Source organism: uncultured Bradyrhizobium sp. (assembly GCF_936928535.1).
Taxonomy (GTDB): domain Bacteria; phylum Pseudomonadota; class Alphaproteobacteria; order Rhizobiales; family Xanthobacteraceae; genus Bradyrhizobium.
Map to the genome: position 1 here is coordinate 1 of NZ_CAKZHY010000126.1, position 20,501 is coordinate 20,501.

The 20,501-nt window shown below is 64.6% G+C and carries 20 protein-coding genes and 1 pseudogene; 14 read left to right on the plus strand and 7 right to left on the minus strand.

Features of this window, described 5'->3' with window-relative positions:
- Positions 1–97, minus strand: a pseudogene (locus tag Q0687_RS26135) (NYN domain-containing protein); the annotation flags it as partial.
- Between the two features lie 331 nt (positions 98–428).
- Here Q0687_RS26135 and rpoZ point away from each other — a divergent pair.
- From rpoZ to Q0687_RS26195, 12 genes are all read left to right on the plus strand, one after another.
- Positions 429–821: a DNA-directed RNA polymerase subunit omega gene (gene rpoZ, locus Q0687_RS26140; RefSeq protein ID WP_008133017.1), complete on the plus strand. Its 393-nt coding sequence runs from the start codon at positions 429–431 to the stop codon at positions 819–821.
- 210 nt (positions 822–1,031) lie between these two features.
- Positions 1,032–3,323 carry a bifunctional (p)ppGpp synthetase/guanosine-3',5'-bis(diphosphate) 3'-pyrophosphohydrolase gene (locus Q0687_RS26145; protein ID WP_298883391.1) on the plus strand — a complete coding sequence of 764 codons (2,292 nt, stop codon included), beginning with the start codon at positions 1,032–1,034 and terminating at the stop codon, positions 3,321–3,323.
- A 45-nt stretch (positions 3,324–3,368) separates the two neighbouring features.
- On the plus strand, positions 3,369–4,121 hold the full coding sequence (locus tag Q0687_RS26150) for a pyridoxine 5'-phosphate synthase (protein WP_298883393.1): 753 nt from the start codon (positions 3,369–3,371) through the stop codon (positions 4,119–4,121).
- Positions 4,118–4,537, plus strand: coding sequence for a holo-ACP synthase (gene acpS, locus Q0687_RS26155; protein ID WP_298883395.1), 420 nt, complete (start codon positions 4,118–4,120; stop codon positions 4,535–4,537). The genes Q0687_RS26150 and acpS overlap by 4 nt, the downstream gene beginning before the upstream one ends.
- A 250-nt stretch (positions 4,538–4,787) precedes the next feature.
- Positions 4,788–5,552, plus strand: a complete 765-nt coding sequence (lepB, locus tag Q0687_RS26160) for a signal peptidase I (RefSeq protein WP_298883400.1) — start codon at positions 4,788–4,790, stop codon at positions 5,550–5,552.
- The gene (rnc, locus tag Q0687_RS26165; protein ID WP_298883403.1) at positions 5,549–6,469 is read left to right on the plus strand and encodes a ribonuclease III; all 921 of its coding nucleotides are present in this window, start codon (positions 5,549–5,551) and stop codon (positions 6,467–6,469) included. The genes lepB and rnc overlap by 4 nt, the downstream gene beginning before the upstream one ends.
- Entirely contained in the window at positions 6,459–7,385 is a 927-nt protein-coding gene (gene era, locus Q0687_RS26170; RefSeq protein WP_298883404.1) for a GTPase Era, read from the plus strand. Before rnc ends, era begins: the two co-directional genes overlap by 11 nt.
- A gap of 21 nt (positions 7,386–7,406) precedes the next feature.
- Positions 7,407–7,787: a hypothetical protein gene (locus Q0687_RS26175; protein ID WP_298883406.1), complete on the plus strand. Its 381-nt coding sequence runs from the start codon at positions 7,407–7,409 to the stop codon at positions 7,785–7,787.
- Between the two features lie 33 nt (positions 7,788–7,820).
- On the plus strand, positions 7,821–8,573 hold the full coding sequence (gene recO, locus Q0687_RS26180) for a DNA repair protein RecO (protein ID WP_298883408.1): 753 nt from the start codon (positions 7,821–7,823) through the stop codon (positions 8,571–8,573).
- Between the two features lie 101 nt (positions 8,574–8,674).
- Positions 8,675–8,953, plus strand: coding sequence for a hypothetical protein (locus tag Q0687_RS26185; RefSeq protein ID WP_298883410.1), 279 nt, complete (start codon positions 8,675–8,677; stop codon positions 8,951–8,953).
- Between the two features lie 60 nt (positions 8,954–9,013).
- A complete protein-coding gene (gene parC / locus Q0687_RS26190; RefSeq protein WP_298883413.1) occupies positions 9,014–11,269 on the plus strand; it encodes a DNA topoisomerase IV subunit A in 2,256 nt (751 codons plus the stop codon).
- A 347-nt stretch (positions 11,270–11,616) separates the two neighbouring features.
- Positions 11,617–13,161 carry a GMC family oxidoreductase N-terminal domain-containing protein gene (locus Q0687_RS26195; protein WP_298883533.1) on the plus strand — a complete coding sequence of 515 codons (1,545 nt, stop codon included), beginning with the start codon at positions 11,617–11,619 and terminating at the stop codon, positions 13,159–13,161.
- 95 nt (positions 13,162–13,256) lie between these two features.
- On the opposite strand, the gene Q0687_RS26200 is transcribed toward Q0687_RS26195, so the two are convergent.
- From Q0687_RS26200 to Q0687_RS26210, 3 genes are all read right to left on the minus strand, one after another.
- A complete protein-coding gene (locus Q0687_RS26200) occupies positions 13,257–13,649 on the minus strand; it encodes a DUF3551 domain-containing protein (protein ID WP_363323992.1) in 393 nt (130 codons plus the stop codon).
- A 56-nt stretch (positions 13,650–13,705) separates the two neighbouring features.
- Positions 13,706–14,062, minus strand: a complete 357-nt coding sequence (locus tag Q0687_RS26205; protein WP_298883415.1) for a hypothetical protein — start codon at positions 14,060–14,062, stop codon at positions 13,706–13,708.
- A 138-nt stretch (positions 14,063–14,200) separates the two neighbouring features.
- Positions 14,201–15,019 carry a chromate resistance protein ChrB domain-containing protein gene (locus Q0687_RS26210; protein WP_298883417.1) on the minus strand — a complete coding sequence of 273 codons (819 nt, stop codon included), beginning with the start codon at positions 15,017–15,019 and terminating at the stop codon, positions 14,201–14,203.
- A 270-nt stretch (positions 15,020–15,289) separates the two neighbouring features.
- Between Q0687_RS26210 and Q0687_RS26215 the strand changes: the two genes are divergently transcribed.
- Positions 15,290–16,114 carry an N-acyl homoserine lactonase family protein gene (locus tag Q0687_RS26215; RefSeq protein WP_298883420.1) on the plus strand — a complete coding sequence of 275 codons (825 nt, stop codon included), beginning with the start codon at positions 15,290–15,292 and terminating at the stop codon, positions 16,112–16,114.
- A gap of 227 nt (positions 16,115–16,341) precedes the next feature.
- On the opposite strand, the gene Q0687_RS26220 is transcribed toward Q0687_RS26215, so the two are convergent.
- On the minus strand, positions 16,342–16,533 hold the full coding sequence (locus Q0687_RS26220) for a hypothetical protein (RefSeq protein WP_298883422.1): 192 nt from the start codon (positions 16,531–16,533) through the stop codon (positions 16,342–16,344).
- Between the two features lie 31 nt (positions 16,534–16,564).
- Positions 16,565–17,722 (minus strand): MFS transporter, encoded by a 1,158-nt coding sequence (locus Q0687_RS26225; RefSeq protein ID WP_298883425.1) that lies wholly within the window; start codon positions 17,720–17,722, stop codon positions 16,565–16,567.
- Between the two features lie 155 nt (positions 17,723–17,877).
- Between Q0687_RS26225 and Q0687_RS26230 the strand changes: the two genes are divergently transcribed.
- On the plus strand, positions 17,878–19,137 hold the full coding sequence (locus tag Q0687_RS26230; RefSeq protein ID WP_298883427.1) for an adenylate/guanylate cyclase domain-containing protein: 1,260 nt from the start codon (positions 17,878–17,880) through the stop codon (positions 19,135–19,137).
- On the opposite strand, the gene Q0687_RS26235 is transcribed toward Q0687_RS26230, so the two are convergent.
- Positions 19,134–20,378, minus strand: a complete 1,245-nt coding sequence (locus Q0687_RS26235) for an MFS transporter (RefSeq protein WP_298883428.1) — start codon at positions 20,376–20,378, stop codon at positions 19,134–19,136. The genes Q0687_RS26230 and Q0687_RS26235 overlap by 4 nt on opposite strands.
- Positions 20,379–20,501: the final 123 nt, after the last annotated feature.

Below are 20,501 nucleotides of genomic sequence, written 5' to 3' on the forward strand. Positions count from 1 at the left end.
GCTTGTAGTCGATGTCGAAGCCGAGAGTTTTCGCCGTCGCGTAAAGATTGGCCCCGTCGATGAAGAGCGCGATCTTGTTGGTAGGGGAAGGTGACATTCAGTTTGCTCGCGTAGTGTGTTCGTGATTGATCGTTTTATTGTTGGCGCAGCGGCAGCATGCCGCGCAGTTCAAAGTGCTGCCGAAACCCGTCGAAACCGCAAATCCGGAGAAGTCGGGGCAATCAAGGTATAGTTATGGCGGTCCTGTTTACTCCCGGTGCCGCCCACCATGGCAGCCCGGGAAACCACCGATCCCAGCCCCAATGTGGGGGTATCAGAGCCTTTTGGCGAGGCCAAATCACAAATTGGCCTTGCGAAATCGGCCCGGTCCCTATAACTAGCCCGGATCATCCACATATTTCGTCCCACCCACAACGGAGCGACAGTCTATGGCTCGCGTCACCGTAGAAGATTGTATCGACAAGGTCGACAACCGGTTTGACCTGGTCCTGCTGGCCGCCCACCGTGCCCGCATGATTTCGTCCGGTTCACAACTAACGGTTGACCGCGATAACGACAAGAACCCTGTTGTATCTTTGCGCGAAATTGCCGACACGACCATCTCGCCGGAGGACCTCCGCGAGGAGCTGGTCCACTCCCTCCAGAAGTTTGTCGAGGTGGACGAGCCCGAGCCGGACACGGTTCCGCTGATCGGCTCCGCCGGTGCCAGCGTCGATGCGGACGATACCGAAGTGGCTGTGGAGCGCATGACCGAAGAGGAGCTCCTGAAGGGCCTCGAAGGCCTCGCGCCGCCGGAAGAGCAGCCCGAGGAGGACGAGTAATCGTCTTGCTCGCGATCGTCGACTTCTTGTGATCTTATCAAAGGCCCGAACCCGCGTTCGGGCCTTTGCTTTTGTTGGCGTTTTCGTGGTTACCATAGCGTTGCCGGTTCGTGTCGCGCGCCTGTCAGTGAATTGATCGGCCGTGTCCGCGATCGGAGCTTAGGATGTATACAACGGGCCGTTTCCCGGTCCGTTTGAAGGCAGGACGGTATGGTGTATCGACGCCGCAGACCCACGCAGATGCAGGCCGCAACCGAATCGGTTGCCGTGGCCCCGACTGCGCCGGTGGCACGGCCGGCGAAGCCGCGCGCGCGGATGATGCGGCAGTATGACCTTGTCGAGCGCGTCCGGTCCTACAATCCGAACACCAACGAAGACCTGCTGAACCGCGCCTATGTCTATGCCATGAAGGCGCACGGGTCGCAGACCCGAGCCTCGGGCGACCCCTATTTCTCACACCCGCTCGAAGTGGCGGCGATTCTCACCGATCTGAAGCTCGACGATGCCACCATCGTCGCGGCGCTGCTGCACGATACGATCGAGGACACGGAGGCGACGCGCGCCGAGATCGACCAGATCTTCGGCCCCGAGATCGGGGCGCTGGTGGAAGGCCTGACCAAGCTGAAGCGGCTCGAGCTGGTCTCGCGCGAGGCCAAGCAGGCCGAGAACCTGCGCAAATTGTTGCTGGCGATCGCCGACGATGTCCGCGTGCTCCTGGTCAAGCTCGCCGACCGCCTGCACAACATGCGCACGCTCGATTTCGTGCCGACGGAATCGCGCCGGCGCATTGCTGAGGAGACGCTCGACATCTACGCGCCGCTGGCCGGGCGCATGGGCATGCAGGAGATGCGCGAGGAGCTGGAGGATCTGTCCTTCCGTACCCTCGACCCCGAAGCCTATTCGGTCGTGATGCAGCGGCTCGATGCGCTCGCCGAGCGCAACCGCAACCTGATCGGCGAGATCGAGGACCAGCTCTCCAACAATCTGCGTCACCGCGGCCTCGGCGCACGGGTCTATGGCCGCCGCAAGAAGCCGTTTTCGATCTGGACCAAGATGGAGCGCAAGTCGGTCGGCTTCGAGCAGCTGTCGGACATCTTCGGCTTCCGTGTCGTCGTCAACGACATCGAGGCCTGCTATCGCGCGCTCGGCATCGTCCACACCACCTGGCCGGTCGTGCCGGGGCGGTTCAAGGACTACATCTCGACGCCGAAGCAGAACGATTATCGTTCGATACACACGACGGTCATCGGGCCCGGCAACCAGCGCGTCGAGCTCCAGATCCGCACCGAGGCGATGGACCAGATCGCCGAGCGCGGCATCGCGGCGCACGTCTTCTACAAGGAAGGCGTGGGCTCGCCGACCGAATTCCTCAAGCGCGAGTCCAACGCGTTCGCCTGGCTGCGCCACACCATCGGCATCCTCTCCGAGAGCGCCAACCCGGAAGAGTTCCTCGAGCATACCAAGCTGGAGCTGTTCCACGACCAGGTGTTCTGCTTCACCCCGAAGGGCAAGCTGATCGCGCTGCCGCGCCACGCCAATGTGATCGACTTCGCCTATGCCGTACATACCGACGTCGGCAACAGCGCGGTGGGCTGCAAGATCAACGGCCAGTTCGCGCCGCTGTCCTCGGAGCTCCAGAATGGCGACGAGGTCGAGGTGCTGACTTCGGAAGCGCAATCGGCGCCGCCCTCGGCCTGGGAAACGCTCGCGGTCACCGGCAAGGCCCGCGCCGCGATCCGGCGCGCCACGCGGACTGCTGTGCGCGATCAATATGCCGGCCTTGGCCGGCGCATCGTCGAGCGCCTGTTCGAGCGCGCCAAGATCGAATACGCCGACGACAAGCTCAAGGGCGCGCTGCCGCGGCTCGCGCGCACCTCGATCGAGGACGTGATGGCGGCGGTGGGACGCGGCGAGATCAAGGCCTCCCACGTCGCGCGCGCGATGTATCCTGATTACAAGGAGGAGCGCGTCGCGCGCTATGGCGTCAAGAAGGGGCAGGGGCTCGCCGCCAAGCTCAAGGAGAAGTCGCCTGAGCCGTCACGCAGCCCGGTCGCGATTCCGATCGGTGGCAACAACTCTTCCCTGCCGGTGAAGTTCGCGCCGAATGGCGGCGCCGTGCCGGGCGATCGCATCGTCGGTATCGTCACGCCGGGCGAGGGGATCACGATCTATCCGATCCAGTCGCCGGCGCTGAAGGATTTCGAGGAGGAGCCGGAGCGCTGGCTCGACGTCCGCTGGGACATCGAGGACTCCGCGCCGCAGCGCTTCCCTGCGCGCATCAAGGTCGAGAACGTCAACGAGCCCGGCGCGCTGGCGCAGATCGCCACCGTGATCGCCGAGCACGACGGCAATATCGACAATATCAGCATGCAGCGCCGCTCGCCCGACTTCACGGAGACGACGATCGATCTCGAAGTCTACGATCTCAAGCATTTGAGCGCGATCCTGGCCCAGCTGCGCGCCAAGGCGGTCGTCGCCAAAGTCGAACGTGTCAATGGATAGGCGAGCTTCGTCATCGCCTGTTGCTCCGATCTTGCGAGTCCTGAAATGCCTGCATCTCCGCTCCGCCTCGGCGTCAATATCGACCATGTCGCGACCGTCCGTAATGCGCGCGGCGGCCGCCATCCCGATCCGGTCCGCGCCGCGCTGCTGGCGATCGAGGCCGGCGCCGACGGCATCACGGCGCATTTGCGCGAGGACCGCCGGCACATCCGCGACGAGGACATGGCGCGGCTGAAGGCCGAGATCTCCAAGCCGCTGAACTTCGAGATGGCGGCGACCGACGACATGATGCGGATATCGCTCGCCACCAAGCCGCACGCGGTGTGTCTGGTGCCGGAGCGTCGCCAGGAGGTGACGACGGAGGGCGGGCTCGACGTGGTCGGTCAGCACAATGCGCTCGCGCCCTATATCGCGCGGCTGAACGATGCCGGCATCCGCGTCTCGCTGTTCATCGCCGCCGATCCCGCGCAGATCGCGATGGCGGCCCGGCTGCGCGCGCCCGTGATCGAGATCCACACCGGCGCCTGGTGCGATGCCGTCACCGACGGCCACGCCGACAAGGCGGAGGCTGAATGGCAGCGAATCGTGGCGGGCGTGAAGGTCGCGAAGGACGCAGGCCTCGAGGTCCATGCCGGGCACGGGCTTGACTACGCGACCGCGGAGAAGATTGCAGCGCTGCCCGAGATCATGGAGCTCAATATCGGCTACTACATGATCGGCGAAGCCCTGTTCGTCGGTCTTGCCGAGACGGTGCGCAAGATGCGCGCGGCGATGGATCGTGGCCGGAGCCGGGCATGATCATCGGCATCGGCTCCGACCTGATCGACATCACGCGCGTCGCCAAGGTGATCGAGCGCCATGGCGAGCGTTTCCTCGATCGCATCTTCACCGCGGCCGAGCGCGCCAAGGCGGAGCGGCGGGCCAAGAACGAGAAGATGGTCGTGGCGACCTACGCCAAGCGCTTTGCCGCCAAGGAGGCCTGCTCCAAGGCGCTCGGCACCGGCATCCGGCAGGGTGTCTGGTGGCGCGACATGGGGGTGGTCAATCTGCCTGGAGGACGGCCGTCGATGCGGCTGACCGGGGGAGCGCTGGCCCGGCTTCAGGCCCTGACGCCGGATGGCTTCGAGGCCCAGATCGATCTGTCGATCACGGATGACTGGCCGCTGGCGCAGGCCTTCGTGATCATTTCCGCCACGCCGCTGGCCAAGCCCTGAAACCCGGGCGGCCAATTTTATAATTCGTATGAAAAATCAATGGTTTGTGAGTTTTTGATGCGATCCTTGATTGCGTGGCCTGCGACAACCGTCTAAAAGTTTGCGGACGCAAATCAGGCTGGGCGAATTCGGCTTTACGCCGGAATTGGCCCTCACTATCAGAATCAGGACAATCTCCTTGGACCGCGAACCGGTGGGCTGTTCGCGGGGGGAGGGCGTTCTGTGATCGCCGGCCGGAATTGAGAGAGCAATGAGCGTGACTTCAGGAACGAAAACTGAGAGCGGCGTCGGCGAAACGATCCGGGTCGTGATCCATGCTCTCCTGATCGCGCTGGTGATCCGCACCTTCCTGTTTCAGCCGTTCAACATCCCGTCTGGCTCGATGAAGGCGACGCTGCTGGTCGGCGACTATCTGTTCGTCTCGAAATATTCGTACGGCTACAGCCATTATTCGATCCCGTTCTCGCCGCCGCTGTTCTCGGGACGGATCTGGGGCTCGGAGCCGAACCGCGGCGACATCGTCGTGTTTCGCCTGCCGAAGGACGACACCACCGACTACATCAAACGCGTGATCGGCCTGCCCGGCGACCACATCCAGATGAAGGACGGTCTGCTCTACATCAACGATACCCCGGTCGAGCGCCAACGCATGAGCGAATTTGTCGGCGAGGATCCGTGCGGCTCCGAAGGCGGCGGCATCTCGCGGGTGAAGCGCTGGAAGGAAACGCTGCCGAACGGCGTCTCCTACGAGACGCTCGATTGCGCCGACAACGGCTACATGGACAACACCAATGTCTACACGGTGCCTCCAGGCCATTTCTTCATGATGGGCGACAACCGCGACAACTCGACCGATAGCCGCTTCCTCGGCCAGGTCGGTTATGTGCCGGCGGAAAATCTGATCGGCCGCGCCCAGATGATCTTCTTCTCGATAGGCGAAGGCGAGCATGCCTGGATGTTCTGGCGCTGGCCGTGGTCGGTGCGCTGGAATCGCTTCTTCAAAATCGTCCGATGAAAGACGAAGCCAAGGACGTCGCGACCCAATCGATCGAGGCGCAAGCCGCTCCCGACGGCGAAGCTGCAACCAAGACGGTTGCGAGCAGGGCTCCGGATGGCAAGGCTTCCGACGCCAAGGCTTCGGACGGCAAGGCGCCTGAAAGCAAGACGCCTGAAAGCAAGACGCCTGCGAAGAAGAAGCGGACGCGGAGCAGCAAGGCCAAGGCCAAGGCGGCGGCCGATGCGAGCGCGGCGCTCGAGGCCCGCATCGGCCATCACTTCGCTGATCCGAACCTGCTGATGCAGGCGATCACGCATGTGTCGGCGCTGAAGTCCGGGCGCAAGCGCGGTGACAGCTATCAGCGGCTGGAGTTCCTCGGCGACCACGTGCTCGGGCTCGTCGTCTCCGACATGCTCTATCATGCCTTCCCGAATGCCGATGAGGGCGAGTTGTCCAAGCGGCTTGCCGAACTCGTGCGCAAAGAAAGCTGCGCCGACGTCGCCAAGTCGCTCGGTCTGCTCGACGACATCAAGCTCGGCTCGGTCGGCTCCAGCGCCGATGGCCGCCTGCGCAAATCCATCCTCGGCGACATCTGCGAGGCCGTGATCGGGGCGATCTTCCTCGACGGCGGCCACGCGGCGGCGGACGAGTTCGTCAAGCGCAACTGGACCGAGCGCATGCACAAGCCGCGGCGTCCCTTGCGCGACCCCAAGACCGTGCTGCAGGAATGGGCGCAGGGCAAGGGATTGCCGACGCCCGTTTATCGCGAGGTCGAGCGCACCGGTCCGCATCACGATCCGCAGTTCCGCGTCGCCGTCGACCTGCCGGGGCTGGCGCCTGCCGAAGGCATCGGCGGCAGCAAACGCGCGGCGGAGAAGGTGGCAGCTTCAGTCATGATCGAACGTGAAGGCGTTGGCGGCGGCAATGACGGCTGAAACAAGCGGTGAGGCGCCTACCGCGACGCGCTGCGGCTTCGTTGCGCTGATCGGCGCGCCGAATGTCGGCAAGTCCACGCTGGTCAATGCGCTGGTCGGAGCCAAGGTCACCATCGTCTCGCGCAAGGTCCAGACCACGCGCGCGCTGATCCGCGGCATCGTGATCGAGAACAACGCGCAGATCATCCTGGTCGACACGCCAGGCATCTTCCTGCCCAAGCGCCGGCTCGACCGCGCCATGGTCTCGACCGCCTGGAGCGGGGCCCATGACGCGGATCTCGTCTGCGTGCTGCTCGATGCCAAGACCGGCATCGACGAGGAGGCCGAGGCGATCCTCTCCAAGGCCGCCAGCGTCAATCATGACAAGATCCTGGTCATCAACAAGGTCGATCTGGTCCAGCGCGAGAAGCTGCTGGCGCTGGCGCAGGCCGCCAACGAGCGCGTGAAGTTCGTGCGAACCTTCATGATCGCGGCGATCTCGGGCGATGGCGTCGACGACATCCGCACCACGCTCGCCGAGATGGTGCCGCCGGGGCCGTACCTCTACCCCGAGGACCAGATGTCGGACGCGCCGATGCGGCAGCTTGCGGCCGAGATCACGCGCGAGAAGATCTATCAGAAGCTGCACCAGGAATTGCCCTACCAGTCCACGGTCGAGACCGACAAATGGGAGGAGCGCAAGGACAAGTCGGTGCGGATCGAGCAGACGATCTTCGTGGAGCGCGAAAGCCAGCGCAAGATCGTGCTCGGCAAGGGCGGCGCCACCATCAAGTCGATCGGTGCCGACTCGCGCAAGGAACTGATGCAGATCCTCGACGTGCCGGTACATCTGTTCCTGTTCGTCAAGGTGCGCGAGAATTGGGGTGACGACCCCGATCGCTACCGCGAAATGGGTCTGGAATTCCCCAAAGAATAAGCAAGAACAGATCGGTCTTTTATGAGTGTGCCCCGCAACGTCCAGCGTTTCGAAGCGCTGCTCTATGCCTCGTTGATGCTGGACTCCCTGTCGGTCGCGGTACAGGACCGCACGCCCAGCATCGAAATGACCGAGCAGATGATCATGACCGGGACGCTGCTCGCGGGCGGGATGATCCTGCTGCTGGTCTATTTCGTCTGGCTGGCCGCGCGCTGGCGCAAGAACTGGCCGCGCTGGGTGCTGGCGGCGGCGCTGGTCTTGTCGGTGATCTCGCTCGCCCAGATCCTCGGCGAGCGAGGCCTCGAACTCGACAGCGCCATCGAGATCGTCTCCTGCGCGCTGACGGCGTTCGGGCTGTATTACTCTTTCACCGGCGACGCGCAGGGCTGGTTCAACGCGTGACGTTGTAGGGCGAAATCCGCTACACTTCACCCCATGGAATGGACCGACGAAGGCATCGTGCTGGGCGTGCGGCGGCATGGCGAGAGCAGCGCCATTGTCGAACTGCTGACGCGTCAGCACGGCCGGCATCTCGGTCTCGTGCGTGGCGGCGCCAGCTCGCGGCTGCGGCCGCTCCTGCAGCCCGGCAACAGCGTCAGCGCGGTGTGGCGGGCCAGGCTCGATGAGCATCTCGGCACCTACGCGATCGAAGGCCTGAAGCTGCGCGCCGCGACGCTGCTGGGATCGTCCCACGGGGTCTATGGCGTCACCCATCTGGCCTCGATTGCGCGGCTGCTGCCCGAGCGCGATCCGCACGAGGACATCTTTGGGCTGCTCGAACATTCGCTCGATGATTTCGACGACATCGGCAGCGCGGCCGTGCATCTCATCCATTTTGAGCTGGCCATGCTGTCCGAGCTCGGCTTCGGGCTGGCCCTCGAAAACTGCGCGGTGACGGGGGAGACCACTGATCTGATCTATGTGTCGCCGAAGTCAGGCGGCGCGGTGTCGCGCGGCGCGGGCGAGCCGTGGCGCGACCGGCTGCTGCGGTTGCCGCCGTTCCTGCGTCACGGCGAATCCGCCTATGAACTCACCGACGAGGATCTGCAGGACGGCTTTCGGTTGACCGGCCTGTTCCTGCTGCGCCATGTGCTGGAGCCGCGCGGACAGGGCCATTCCGATGCGCGTGCAGGCTTCATCAACGCCCTGACCCGGCAGCAGGCAAAAGCGGCGCTCCCGGCGCCATGAGCAGATCGCGCTGCTGCATTGCCTCATGAGATGGGGTTCTCCCGGAACGAAATTCGTCCATCCGCGTTGGCCGGGCTGGTTCCACAACGGGGACAGCCCAAATGTTGATCAGGGGTTTTGCGCTGACCGCGGCGCTGTTCGCTTTTGCGCCCGACGCGATCGCCGGCGAGCCGCAACCTGGCGTGTTTCGCCGGGCCTCCTGCACCGTCGTCCGGTACTATGTGGCGAAATATTCCGCTGCGGCCGCAGAGACATGGGCCCGATCCCATGGCGCAACCGAAGCCGAGATCGAGGCGGCGCGCCGGTGCGTCGCCAACATGCCGGCGACCTCGCCGGCCAAGGTCCAGCCGACCGTGACGGCGGGCTGGGCAGGGCAGTAGCAGCCCACAGGGAACCACTCCATCCTTGCCCGATTCGCTTCCACGGTTTAACCGGGCGGCATGGGAAAACGAATCGTTCCGCCGGAAGAACCGGCCGAAATTCACGAGGTGCCGCTGCGTGACGCGCTGGAAGAGCGCTATCTCGCCTATGCGCTCTCCACCATCATGCACCGCGCGCTGCCCGACGCGCGCGACGGCCTGAAGCCGGTGCACCGGCGCATCCTTTACGGGATGCGCCTGCTCAGGCTCGATCCCGGTACGCCCTTCAAGAAATCCGCCAAGATCGTCGGCGACGTGATGGGCTCGTTCCATCCGCATGGCGACCAGGCGATCTACGACGCCATGGTGCGCCTCGCGCAGGATTTCTCGTCGCGTTACCCGCTGGTCGACGGCCAGGGAAATTTCGGCAATATCGACGGCGATAACCCGGCTGCCTACCGCTACACCGAAGCGCGCATGACCGATGTCGCGCGGCTTCTGCTCGAGGGCATCGACGAGGACGGCGTCGAGTTCCGCGCCAATTACGACGGTCAGTCGAAAGAGCCGGTCGTGCTGCCCGGCGGCTTCCCGAACCTGCTCGCCAACGGCGCACAGGGAATCGCGGTCGGCATGGCGACCTCGATCCCGCCGCACAACGCCGCCGAGCTGTGCGAGGCCGCTCTGCACCTGATCGAGAAGCCCGACGCGAAGTCCAAGGCACTGATGAAATGGGTCAAGGGACCCGATTTCCCGACCGGCGGCATCTGCGTCGATTCCAAGCAGTCCATTGCCGAAGCCTACACGACCGGCCGTGGTTCGTTCCGCGTCCGCGCCAGGTGGCAGCACGAAGAGGGCGCCCGTGGCACCTGGGTCGTCGTCGTCACCGAGATTCCTTATCTGGTGCAGAAATCGCGGCTGATCGAGAAGGTCGCCGAGCTGCTGGACCAAAAGAAGCTGCCGCTGGTCGGCGACATCAGGGACGAGTCGGCCGAAGATGTCCGCATCGTCATCGAGCCGAAGTCTAAGAACGTCGATCCGGCGCTGATGATGGAATCGCTGTTCCGACTGACCGAGCTCGAAAACAAGATTCCGCTGAACCTCAACGTGCTGATCAAGGGCCGCATCCCAAAGGTGGTGGGGCTCGCGGAGTGCCTGCGCGAATGGCTCGACCATCTGCGCGACGTGCTGATCCGCCGCTCGAACTTCCGTAAGGGCCAGATCGAGCACCGGCTCGAAGTCCTGGGCGGCCATCTGGTCGCCTATCTGAACCTCGACAAGGTGATCAAGATCATCCGCACCGAGGACGAGCCGAAGCCGGCCTTGATCAAGGCGTTCAAGCTCACCGAGATCCAGGCTGAGGCCATCCTCAATATGCGTCTGCGTAATTTGCGCAGGCTCGAGGAAATGCAGATCCGCGATGAAGATCGCGATCTGCGCAAGGAGCTGAAGGGCATCGAAGGCCTGCTCGCATCCGAATCCGAGCAGTGGAAGAAGGTCGGCGAGCAGGTCGGCAAGGTCCGCGACATGTTCGGACCGAAGACGCCGCTCGGCAAGCGCCGCACCACCTTCGCCGATGCGCCCGAGCACGACCTCGCCGCGATGGAGGAAGCCCTCGTCGAGCGCGAGCCGGTGACGGTCGTCGTCTCCGACAAGGGCTGGATCCGCACCTTGAAGGGCCACGTCGAGGATCTCTCGGGCCTCGCCTTCAAGCAGGACGACAAGCTCGGCTTCGCGTTCTTCGCGGAGACGACCTCGAAGCTGCTGTTGTTCGCGACCAACGGCAAGTTCTACTCGCTCGATGTTGCGAAGCTTCCGGGCGGGCGCGGCCATGGCGAGCCGATCCGCCTGTTCATCGACCTCGAGGAGGCGGCCCCAGTCGCGCTGTTCGTGCACAAGGGCGGCCGCAAATTCCTGGTTGCCAGCACCGAGGGTCAGGGCTTTGTCGTCAACGAGGACGATTGCGTCGGCACCACCAAGAAGGGCAAGCAGGTCCTCAACGTCGAAATGCCGAACGAGGCGCGCACGGTCACCGAAGTGCTCGGCGACACCGTCGCTGTTATTGGCGACAATCGCAAGATGCTGATCTTCCCGCTCGACCAGGTGCCGGAGATGGCCCGCGGTCGCGGCGTGCGCTTGCAGAAGTACAAGGACGGCGGCCTCTCCGACGTCGCGGTGTTCGAAGCCAAGGCGGGACTCACCTGGAAGGACTCTGCGGGGCGCGAATTCTCCGCGACCATGAAGGAGCTCGCGGAGTGGCAAGGCACCCGCGCCGATGCCGGCCGCCTGCCGCCGAAGGGTTTCCCGAAGTCGAACAGGTTCGGCAAGGTGATCGGGTAGTGGCTCTTGTCCCGGACGCGCTGCAGCGAGAACGCTGAGCCGGGACCCACGCTGCATTGATTGCTCGGAGACACGGGCCCCGGCTCAGCAGCGCACCGTCGAAGTGACGCTGCGCTGCGTCCGGGGCACGAGAGAGGGGTAGCGTGCAACTGCCTCCCCATTGTCATTGCGAGGAGCTCTTGCGACGAAGCAATCCAGACTGCCTCCGCGGAGGGCTTCCTGGATTGCTTCGCTGCGCTCGCAATGACGAGAGGCGACGTCATCGCTCCCCAATTCACGTTCCGCCACGTTGCGCGGTCTGATACCGTCCGCCATCCTGGTGTTCTGGAATGTCGAGAATTCACGCGATGTACGATGTCATTGTTGTCGGCGGCGGCTCGGCCGGCGCTGCGGTTGCGGCACGGCTCTCCGAGGATCCGGCGCGGCGCGTCCTGCTGCTGGAGGCGGGTCTCGACTGGCGCGCTGACGAAGCGCCCTGGGAAGTGAAGACGCCGAACCCGATTCCGATCATCCACCAGCGCCAGTACCAGGAGAAATGGCAGTGGCCTGATCTCTTGACGCGCCGCGTCGCCGGACAGGAGCCGCGCTTCTACTGGCGCGGCAAGGGGCTCGGCGGATCCTCGATGATGAATGGCCAGATTGCCATTCGCGGCGTTGCCGATGCCTTCGACGAATGGGCGGCCAATGGCTGCACCGGCTGGTCGGCCCGGGAGGTGATGCCCCTATTCTCAGTGATCGAGGACGATCTTGAATTCGGCGATGCCGTGGGACACGGTCGCGGCGGGCCGTTGCCGGTCTATCGCGCGCCACCGGAGAAATGGGGCCCGATCGATCGCGGCTTGCACGATGCGGCGCTGGCGAGCGGCTATCCCTGGTGCGCCGATCTCAACGGCCCTGACGGCGAGGGCGTCGCCTGCTATCCCATCAACAGCCGCGACAGTCGCCGCATCAGCACAAATGAGGGCTATCTCGAGCCTGCGCGCGGCCGCGCCAATCTGGAGATCCGTGGGCGTACGCTGGTCGATCGCGTGCTGATCAGCGACGGCAGGGCGACAGGCCTTCGCGTTCACACCGAGGGGCAGGGCACCGGCGAGATCAGCGCACGCCAGATCGTGCTCTGCGCCGGTGCGATCCACAGCCCGGCGATCCTGCTGCGCTCGGGCGTTGGACCTGCGGAGGAGCTGAAGGCGATGGGCATCGCGGTTGAGCGCGACCTTCCGGTCGGAAAGTACTTCTTCGACCACCCGCTGTTTCGCGCCACCATCCAGCTCCACGAAAACCTGCGGCCGACTGATCCGGATACCCGCCACACCAATTGCTGCGTGACCTATTCGTCGGGCCTGGCCGATGGCGGCAAGCGCGACATGATCCTGATTGCGTTCAATCACCGCGGCATCGGCATGCCCGGGGCGATTGGCGCCGGTCTGTTCAACGCCTATTCGCGCGGCACCCTCAAGCTGGCCTCGACCGATCCTGATATCGATCCCATCGTCGAGGAGAACATGCTGGCCGATCCCCGCGACATGCTGCGGATGATGGACGCGGTCAAGCGGCTCGCCGTCATCACCTCGCAGCCAGCGCTATCAGGCATCGCCGACTGGATCAGGCTGGCCGACACTGATCTGACATTGCCGCAGGCCGCCAGCCTGCCCGATCACGAGCTCGACGCGCTGTTGCGCCGGGAGACCGGCGACATCCAGCATGCTGCCGGCAGCTGCCGCATGAGCGGTGTCAATGATGCCGACGGCGTCGTCAATCCCGATGGCACGGTGAAAGGCATCTCGGGCCTGCGCGTCGCCGACGCCTCGATCATGCCGTCCGACTGCCGTGCCAACACCCACTTCACGACGGTGGTGATCGGAGAGGCGATCGCGCGGATGATGATGCGGTAGGTAGGGCAGGCGAGGCCGCGCGCGCCTTGCCGGGCAAAATGCGCGTCACCGCCTGATGTGACCAGGCACGCGCGAACACGGTCGGTCCATGGTCTTCACAGAGATTGCCTCAAACTCTGGAGAAATCGTTCTTTCTCGCCCGGTGCGTAACCTTGGGATGCTCCATAGTAAGGTTCATCATATGGATTGGAGGGTGCAGCCCGGTAGTGGCTCGAAGGCTTTGGCCGCGTGTATGTTTGGCGCGAATTACGCCGATGGTTCTCTTTGGCCGTCGCACCCTTGTAATACGGATTGAGAACGCACATCTGGCCGTTCGCCGACGCCCTGCATTGGTCCATCGTCGTATAGCTACATCTGTAGTATGGGCTGATTCCCAAAGAGACGACGTACAGGCAAACGGGAAAGGCGGGATCATATCTTTGAGCCCGGGCGTGCCCCGCGGTTAGGGCGATGCTCATTGTCAAAACCGTCAAAGCCAATTTGTACATGAGAGCTTCCTCCAGTTCGCTCAGCGAGCGAAACCGCGCCGTGATCGGGCCGCCGGCTACTCGATCGTTGCATTCACTGTCATGACCGATCGGCCTGAGCCATATGGACCTTGTCCTTCGCCGTAGATCGCAAACGTATCGGCGCCCTTGTATCCGGATGCGGCAGTATATCTGAAAGTCGTGACATTGAGCTGCCTGAGCGACCCGTGTGAGGGCGGCTGAGAAACACCCGACTTATGCATCGCTCCGGGAATTCGCATCGGGAAATTGCAGGTATGCCCGGACCTGATCGCAAAGTAGGCCGTCATGTCGACGCCGAACACCGACGGCTGACCCGTGACCCGGCAATCGGAGACGGCGAACGCCGAAACCGGCATCAGGCTCAGGACGGCTGCAAATATCAACGACCGCATGCTCGTCTCCTGTGATGATGAGCGACATCATCCCAGTTGATCCCCAGCATTTGGATCACCATTGATTTGAATCAAACGCTTCAGCGGAGCTGATGCCGTGACCGGCATCAGCTCCTGCTTGAACGTTGCGGCGACTCTCTAAGCCTTCACCTTGTTGGTCGGCCAGTTGTGGGTCTCGGCGGTGGCGTCGCGGCACCAGCGATAGAAGGCGTCGTAAAGCAGCATGCCCGCCTCGAGTTGTTCGAGGTCGTCGTCGTACATGCGCGACAGCCCGAGCGAGGCCGCGAGCAGGCCCGGTGCCTCCGGCGCGAGATCCGGCCGTGCGGTGTCGGCGCCGCGCACCAGCGTGGCGAGCCGCAGCAGCGCCGGCGTCGCAATGCCGAACTCCTCGATCATCACGTCGAAGGTGCAGAGCTCACCGCGGTGGCTCCATAACACGTTCTCGATGTCGAAGGGCGCTGCCTTGAAACGCTCGCCGACGGCGATCACCTCGGGCGGCGTGACAAACAAGAATACCGCAGCGGGATCGACGAAGCGGCGGATCAGCCAGGGGCAGGCGATGCGATCGACCTTCGGCCGCGCCCGCGTGACCCAGACGGTGCGTCCCTTGGCGTCGCGCGGCGGAAGTTTTCGCGTGTCGAGCAGCGGCAGTTTTGCTGCCTTCCAACCTTCGAACCCGTCTTCGAGAGTCTCCGCGTCAGCGCCCAGTTGCCTGAGCCAGGCGGCCGTGCCCTGCGCGAGCTTGGCGCCGCGCAGGCAGGAGACGATGGCGGAGCGGCCGGCAAATTCGCCGCCCCATTCGGCAACGGTCTCGTGGCTGCGCCTGATCGAGCCGGGAATCAGCCTCCGGTCGGCGGCAAAATCCTCCTCGGTGCGGACATCGATCAGGGCAGGGGCATTGGCAGTGCCGATCAGGCGCGCCAATTTGTCGGATGATATGGTCGTGAATGTAGGCATGGTGTTGCGTCCTCGCAAAAACCTGGGGACGCGATACTTGGGCATGTCGCCTCGTGGGGAGATCGCTCAATCCCCATGGCGCCGATTACAGCGAAACCGCGCCACGCTGTCAATCGCCTGCTGCATGGGCATTGGGCGTTAGCAGGGCATGTGAGGCGGCCTATAATTGTGCGGAAGCGGAATTCTGCGACCGGGGCGGGGTTGATCCTCGGCCGAGCCAGGGCACTGCAACGAGCCGCTGCAACATGGCGCTGCCAGGAGGGACCAAGGATGACCCGCAAGATCACGCTCGCTCTCGCCATTGCCGCATTCGCGCTGTCAGCACAGGCTGCGTTCGCGCAGATCAAGGGTGTCGAGAAGCTCTACATCATGAATTGCGGAGAAGGCGTCGCCGGCGACATCGGGCGCTGGTCGCCGGGGGTGAACGAAGGCAAGTCGATGGATTTCGTCGACACCTGCTATCTCATCAAGCACAGCCAGGGCTGGTTCCTGTGGGACACCGGCATTCCCGACGCCGTCGCGGTGATGCCGAACGGGCTTGCGCCTGCTGATCCGAAGGCCGTGACCTGGCGGCGCCCGAAGACGCTCGCTTCCCAGCTCGAGCAGATCGGGGTCAAGCCCGCCGACATCAAGGCGATGGGCGTCTCGCACACCCATCCCGATCACATCGGCAATGTCGAGATGTTCCCGCAGGCGACGCTCTACGTGCAGAAGGCCGAATATGACTGGCCTGGCGCTAACAACGAGCCGCGCTTCAAGCCCTCGCATCCGGTCGAATTGCTTGCGGGCGACAGGGATGTGTTCGGTGACGGCAGCATCACCATCCTCTCGACCCCCGGCCACACGCCGGGGCACCAATCGCTGATGGTGAGGCTGCCGAAAACAGGCGTGGTGGTGCTCTCGGGCGATGCCGCTCACTTCAAGGATAATTACGACAACCGCCGTGTTCCCGTGATCAATGCCAACAAGGAGCAGTCGCTGGCGTCGATGCAGAAGATCGCCGACACCCTTTCGAAGGAAAAGGCGCAGCTCTGGATCAACCATGACAAGGCCCAGCGCGACGGCCAGAAGATGTCGCCGGAGTTTTATGATTAGCCTGCTGTAATCCTGTTGCCGTCACCGTGGCAGCAGGGATGTGCTAGGCGCGGCCAAACGCTCCGGCACGGGAGGCGAAGCGTGGGAGAGTGGCTCGGGGTCGCGATCACCCGCTATCTCGTCGCTGGCGGCGCTGCTGATCGGCGAGCCGATCACGCCAAATCTCTTGATTGGCCTCGTTGCCGTGTTCGCCGGCATCTGGATCGCGACGAGCGAGGCGAAGCCGACTAGCTCCGCGGCGCGGTGATCGCAGGCGGACCGCCTTCCGGCGTTTTCTTCGGCTTCAAGCTGCCGGCATAGAAGGAGACCAACCACACCAGCAGCACGGCGAGGAGATAGACGCCCCAGGCCTGCCGCGGCGTCATGGCCCAGCGGATGAAGCCTAGGAAGGTGCGGGGCGGGCGATTGTCTTCGGTCATCCGGCGCTTGTGCGCGAAACCGCGCGCCCGGTCAATCCGGCCGCTTGTCGGCGCGGATCAGGACCAGCGCGGCCAGCGCTGACAGGCTGAGCGCAGACGAGACCATCAGCACCTTGGCGCCCATCACGTCGATCAAGAGGCCGAAAGCGAGCGGCGCGATCGCCTGCGCCATGCGTGCCGGCGCGCCGATGATGCCGAGGCGGTAGCCAAAATCCTTCGGGCCGAAGATCGAAAGCGGCAGCGTCCCGCGCGCGATCGTCAAGATGCCGTTGCCGGAACCGTGCAGCAGCGCAAAGGCGCTCGCCGCCGGCGCGCCGAAAATGGCGACGACGGCGGCTCCAATCGGGTGGGTCAGGCAGGCCAGGCGGGTCGACCACAAGGGATGAAAGCGGGACAGGACGCTCGCCTCCAGAATGCGCGCGATCACCTGGGCCGGACCGATCAACGCGCCGGCCGCAATCGCCTCGACATGGCTTGCGCCCGTGGCCTCGAGGATGCGCGGGAAATGCACGGCCATGGCGCCGGTGACGGTCCAGACGGCCGCGAAGACGAAGGCGAGCAGGATCATGGTGCGGTCGAGCGGGATGTGCGGCTTCTCCACGGTCGCTGCGGCCTGTTTGGCGCCCTTGATCGAAGGCAACATGAAGAAATTGAGGGGCAGGCCGATCAGGATGTTGGCGGCGGCCCAGGCGAAACACGTTTCCCGCCAGCCGATATGCGCGAGCCCCCAGGCCGTCAGGGGCCAGCCGACGGTCGAGGCAAAGCCCGCCATCAGCGTGATGCCGGTGATCGAGCCGCGCGCCTCGGTGCCATAGATGCGGCCGAGCGCGGCGAAGGCGGCGTCGTAGAGTCCCATCGCCATGCCGATGCCGAGCACGAGCCAGGCGAACGCCATCACCGCAACGGATTGCGAGAAGCCGAGCAGGACGAGGCCGGCGGCGATGGTCAGGTTCGAGGCCGACAAGACCTGACGGCCGCCGACCAGATCGATCTGCCGGCCGATGCGCGGCCCCAGCATGGCGGAGATCACGAGCGAGGCCGAGAACGCGCCAAAGATCCAATTGGTGGAGATGCCGAGGTCGTTCGCCATGGGATCGGCAAGCAGGGCCGGCAAATAATAGCTGGAGGCCCAGGCGAGGGTCTGTGTCGTGCCGAGCGCGAGGATGATTGGAAGCTGGCGCTGGCTCATATGCCCGAATTTCTGGCCGTCTGTGTCATCATTTGCATTTGCGGCCTGGGGCGAGAGCGCGTCAACCGCGTCCGCGACATATTCGATCTGCCGCGGGCGGGAGCCTCTGACGTGCTCGGCCTTTCGCTCGTCACGAATGCACGCCATAATGGCGCATGCAACTCACCTCCCGCCTTGCGCTGATGAACTGGCTGGCCGGCCAGGGGCTCACCGGCCTTCCCGAACCTGAATTGTTACGCGGCTTCTGCGAGCGCTGCCGCGCCGAAGGGCTGGATCTCTCGCGCGGGCTCGTGGTCATCGATACGTTGCACCCGATCTACGAGGGTCGTGCCTTTCGCTGGAGCGATGTCCCGACCAACGAGAGCGACGTCCTCGAATATGGCTCGACGGCGGAGGGCGATGCGGCCAAGAACTGGCGCCGCTCGGTGTTCTATCATCTGCTCGAGCACGGCCACGACGAGATGTTGCTGGATCTTGCCGACGCGCCCTCGCTCGATTTCTCGCAGATCGGCGAGCTCGCCGAAAATGGTCATCGCCATTTCCTGGCTTTCGTGCACCGCTTCGGCGAGAGCGGAGCGCTCGGGCAGATGGACTGCCTCTACTCCTGCTGGACGACGCGGCGGGACGAGGGCTTTACCGAAGGCGAGCTCGAAGCACTGCGTGATCTCGTGCCGGTGCTGGGACTTGCGATCAAATCGGCGCAGCAGGTCGACATCGTGCGGACGCTGGGGCGGGTCTATCTCGGGCGCGATGCCTCCGAGCAGGTCCTGCGCGGGCGCATCTCGCGCGGCGTCACCGAGCGCATCAAGGCCGTGCTCTGGTATTCGGATTTGCGCGGCTCGACAGGAATCAGCGAGAGCATCGGGCCGGACGAGATCATCCCGTTCCTCAACGATTATGCCCAGGCCGTGATCGACGCGATCCACGAGGCCGGTGGCGACGTGCTGAAGCTGATCGGCGATGGCGTGCTTGCGATGTTCTGGGGTGAGGACATGGCGGATGCGCGGCGCGCCGCGCTGCGGGCCGAGCACCTGTTCCGCCAGAATGTCACGGCGCTGAACGCACGCCGGGCGGCGGAGGGACGTCCGACCACGTCGGCCTATATCGGGCTGCATGTCGGCGAGGTTTTTTACGGCAATATCGGCAGCGAGGACCGGCTCGATTTCACCGTGGTCGGCCCAACCGTCAACGAGGTCAGCCGCATCGCCTCGATGAGCCGCTCGGTCGATCGCGAGCTGCTGGCGTCAGCCGAGTTCTACAAGGGCCTCGATGCCGCCGGCCGCCGCTATCTCGTCTCCACCGGCCGCTACGCGCTTCGCGGCATCGGCCGCGCGCAGGATCTCTATACGCTCGACCCCGAAGTCGACGCGAGCGAGCCGGTGACGGGTAGCTACGAGCGGTACCTGGCGAACTAGCACCGCGCCGCAGCTTCGTCCCCCACCATCGCCGGCTGCCGATCCAGCGCCACCGCGGGTGACAGCCAGATCACCAGCGCCTGCACACCGAAGACGGCGGCGGCGAGATAAAGGCACGCTTCCGCGCTCCAGAGACCGCCGACGATCGCACCCAGTGCCGAGCCGAGCGGACGGGCGCCGTAGCTCATGATGTTGATGGCGGAGACGCGGCCCAAGAGACGCGGCGGCGTCACCGACTGGCGCAAGGTCGTGGTCGAGATCACCCACAGGATCGGGCCGACGCCGAGCAGGAAGAAGCTCAACGCCGCGAGCCAGGGCGAGGGTACCAGCACGGTCAACGCCATCACCACAGCGGCGACGAAGCCGGTGACAGGGCCGAGGCCGACCACGGTGCCGAAGGCGATACGCTTCATCACGCGCGTTGCGAACAGCGCGCCGATCACCATGCCGACGCCGTACATCGTCAGCACGGTGCCGACGCCGGTCGCGGTGAGGCCGAGATGGCGCACAGCGTAGGGCACGAACACCGCGATCTGCAAAAACCAGCCGGTGTTGAAGATGAATTGCGTGATGAACACCGGTCGCAACAGCGGATGGTGGAAGACGAAACCGGCGCCCTCACGAATGTCCTGGAACGGATGGCGTCGCGGGGTCGGCGCACGCACGGGCTCGTAAAGGCCGGAGAGCAGCACCACGGCGATCGCCGAGAGCGCCGCGGCAAAGCCGAAGGCCGGGCTCGCGCCCCACCATCCCACCAGCGCGCCGCCAAGCGCGGGACCGCTTGCAAAGGCGATGGTGCGCGCGAGCTCGATGCGGGCATTCGCCGCCGGTAGCAGCTCCGCGCTCACCAACGAGGGCACCAGCGCCGGCGCAGCGACACTGTAGACGACGGTGCCACAGACGGCGGCAAAGCCGAGCAGCGCCAGCAGCGGCAAAGTGAGCGCGCCGAGGGTGAGCAGCAGAACGATTGTCCCCAGCGCCACCGCCCGCAGTGCCTCGGCCCCTGCCATCAGCACGCGGCGGGAGATGCGGTCGGCAAGCAGGCCCGCGGGAATCGCGAACAGGACGAAGGGCAGGGTGAGCGCGGTCTGGAGCATACCGGTCTGGCCCTCGGCGACGCCCAGCGTCAGCACGGCGACGATGGGGGCGGCGGCGAGCGCAATCTGCTCGGCCGATTGCGCTGCGAGGTTGGACCAGGCGAGGCGGTTGAAGGTGTCGGGAAGGCGAGTGGCATTTGACATGGCGCATTTCCTGCAAACTCGTGATGCCCCCACTATTCGCTCCCGGGAGCGGCCAAACCCACCCGCTTCCCGACAGGGTTGGGCGCGAGGTCGGAAGCGGGAACCAAAGGGGCTAGATGCAGT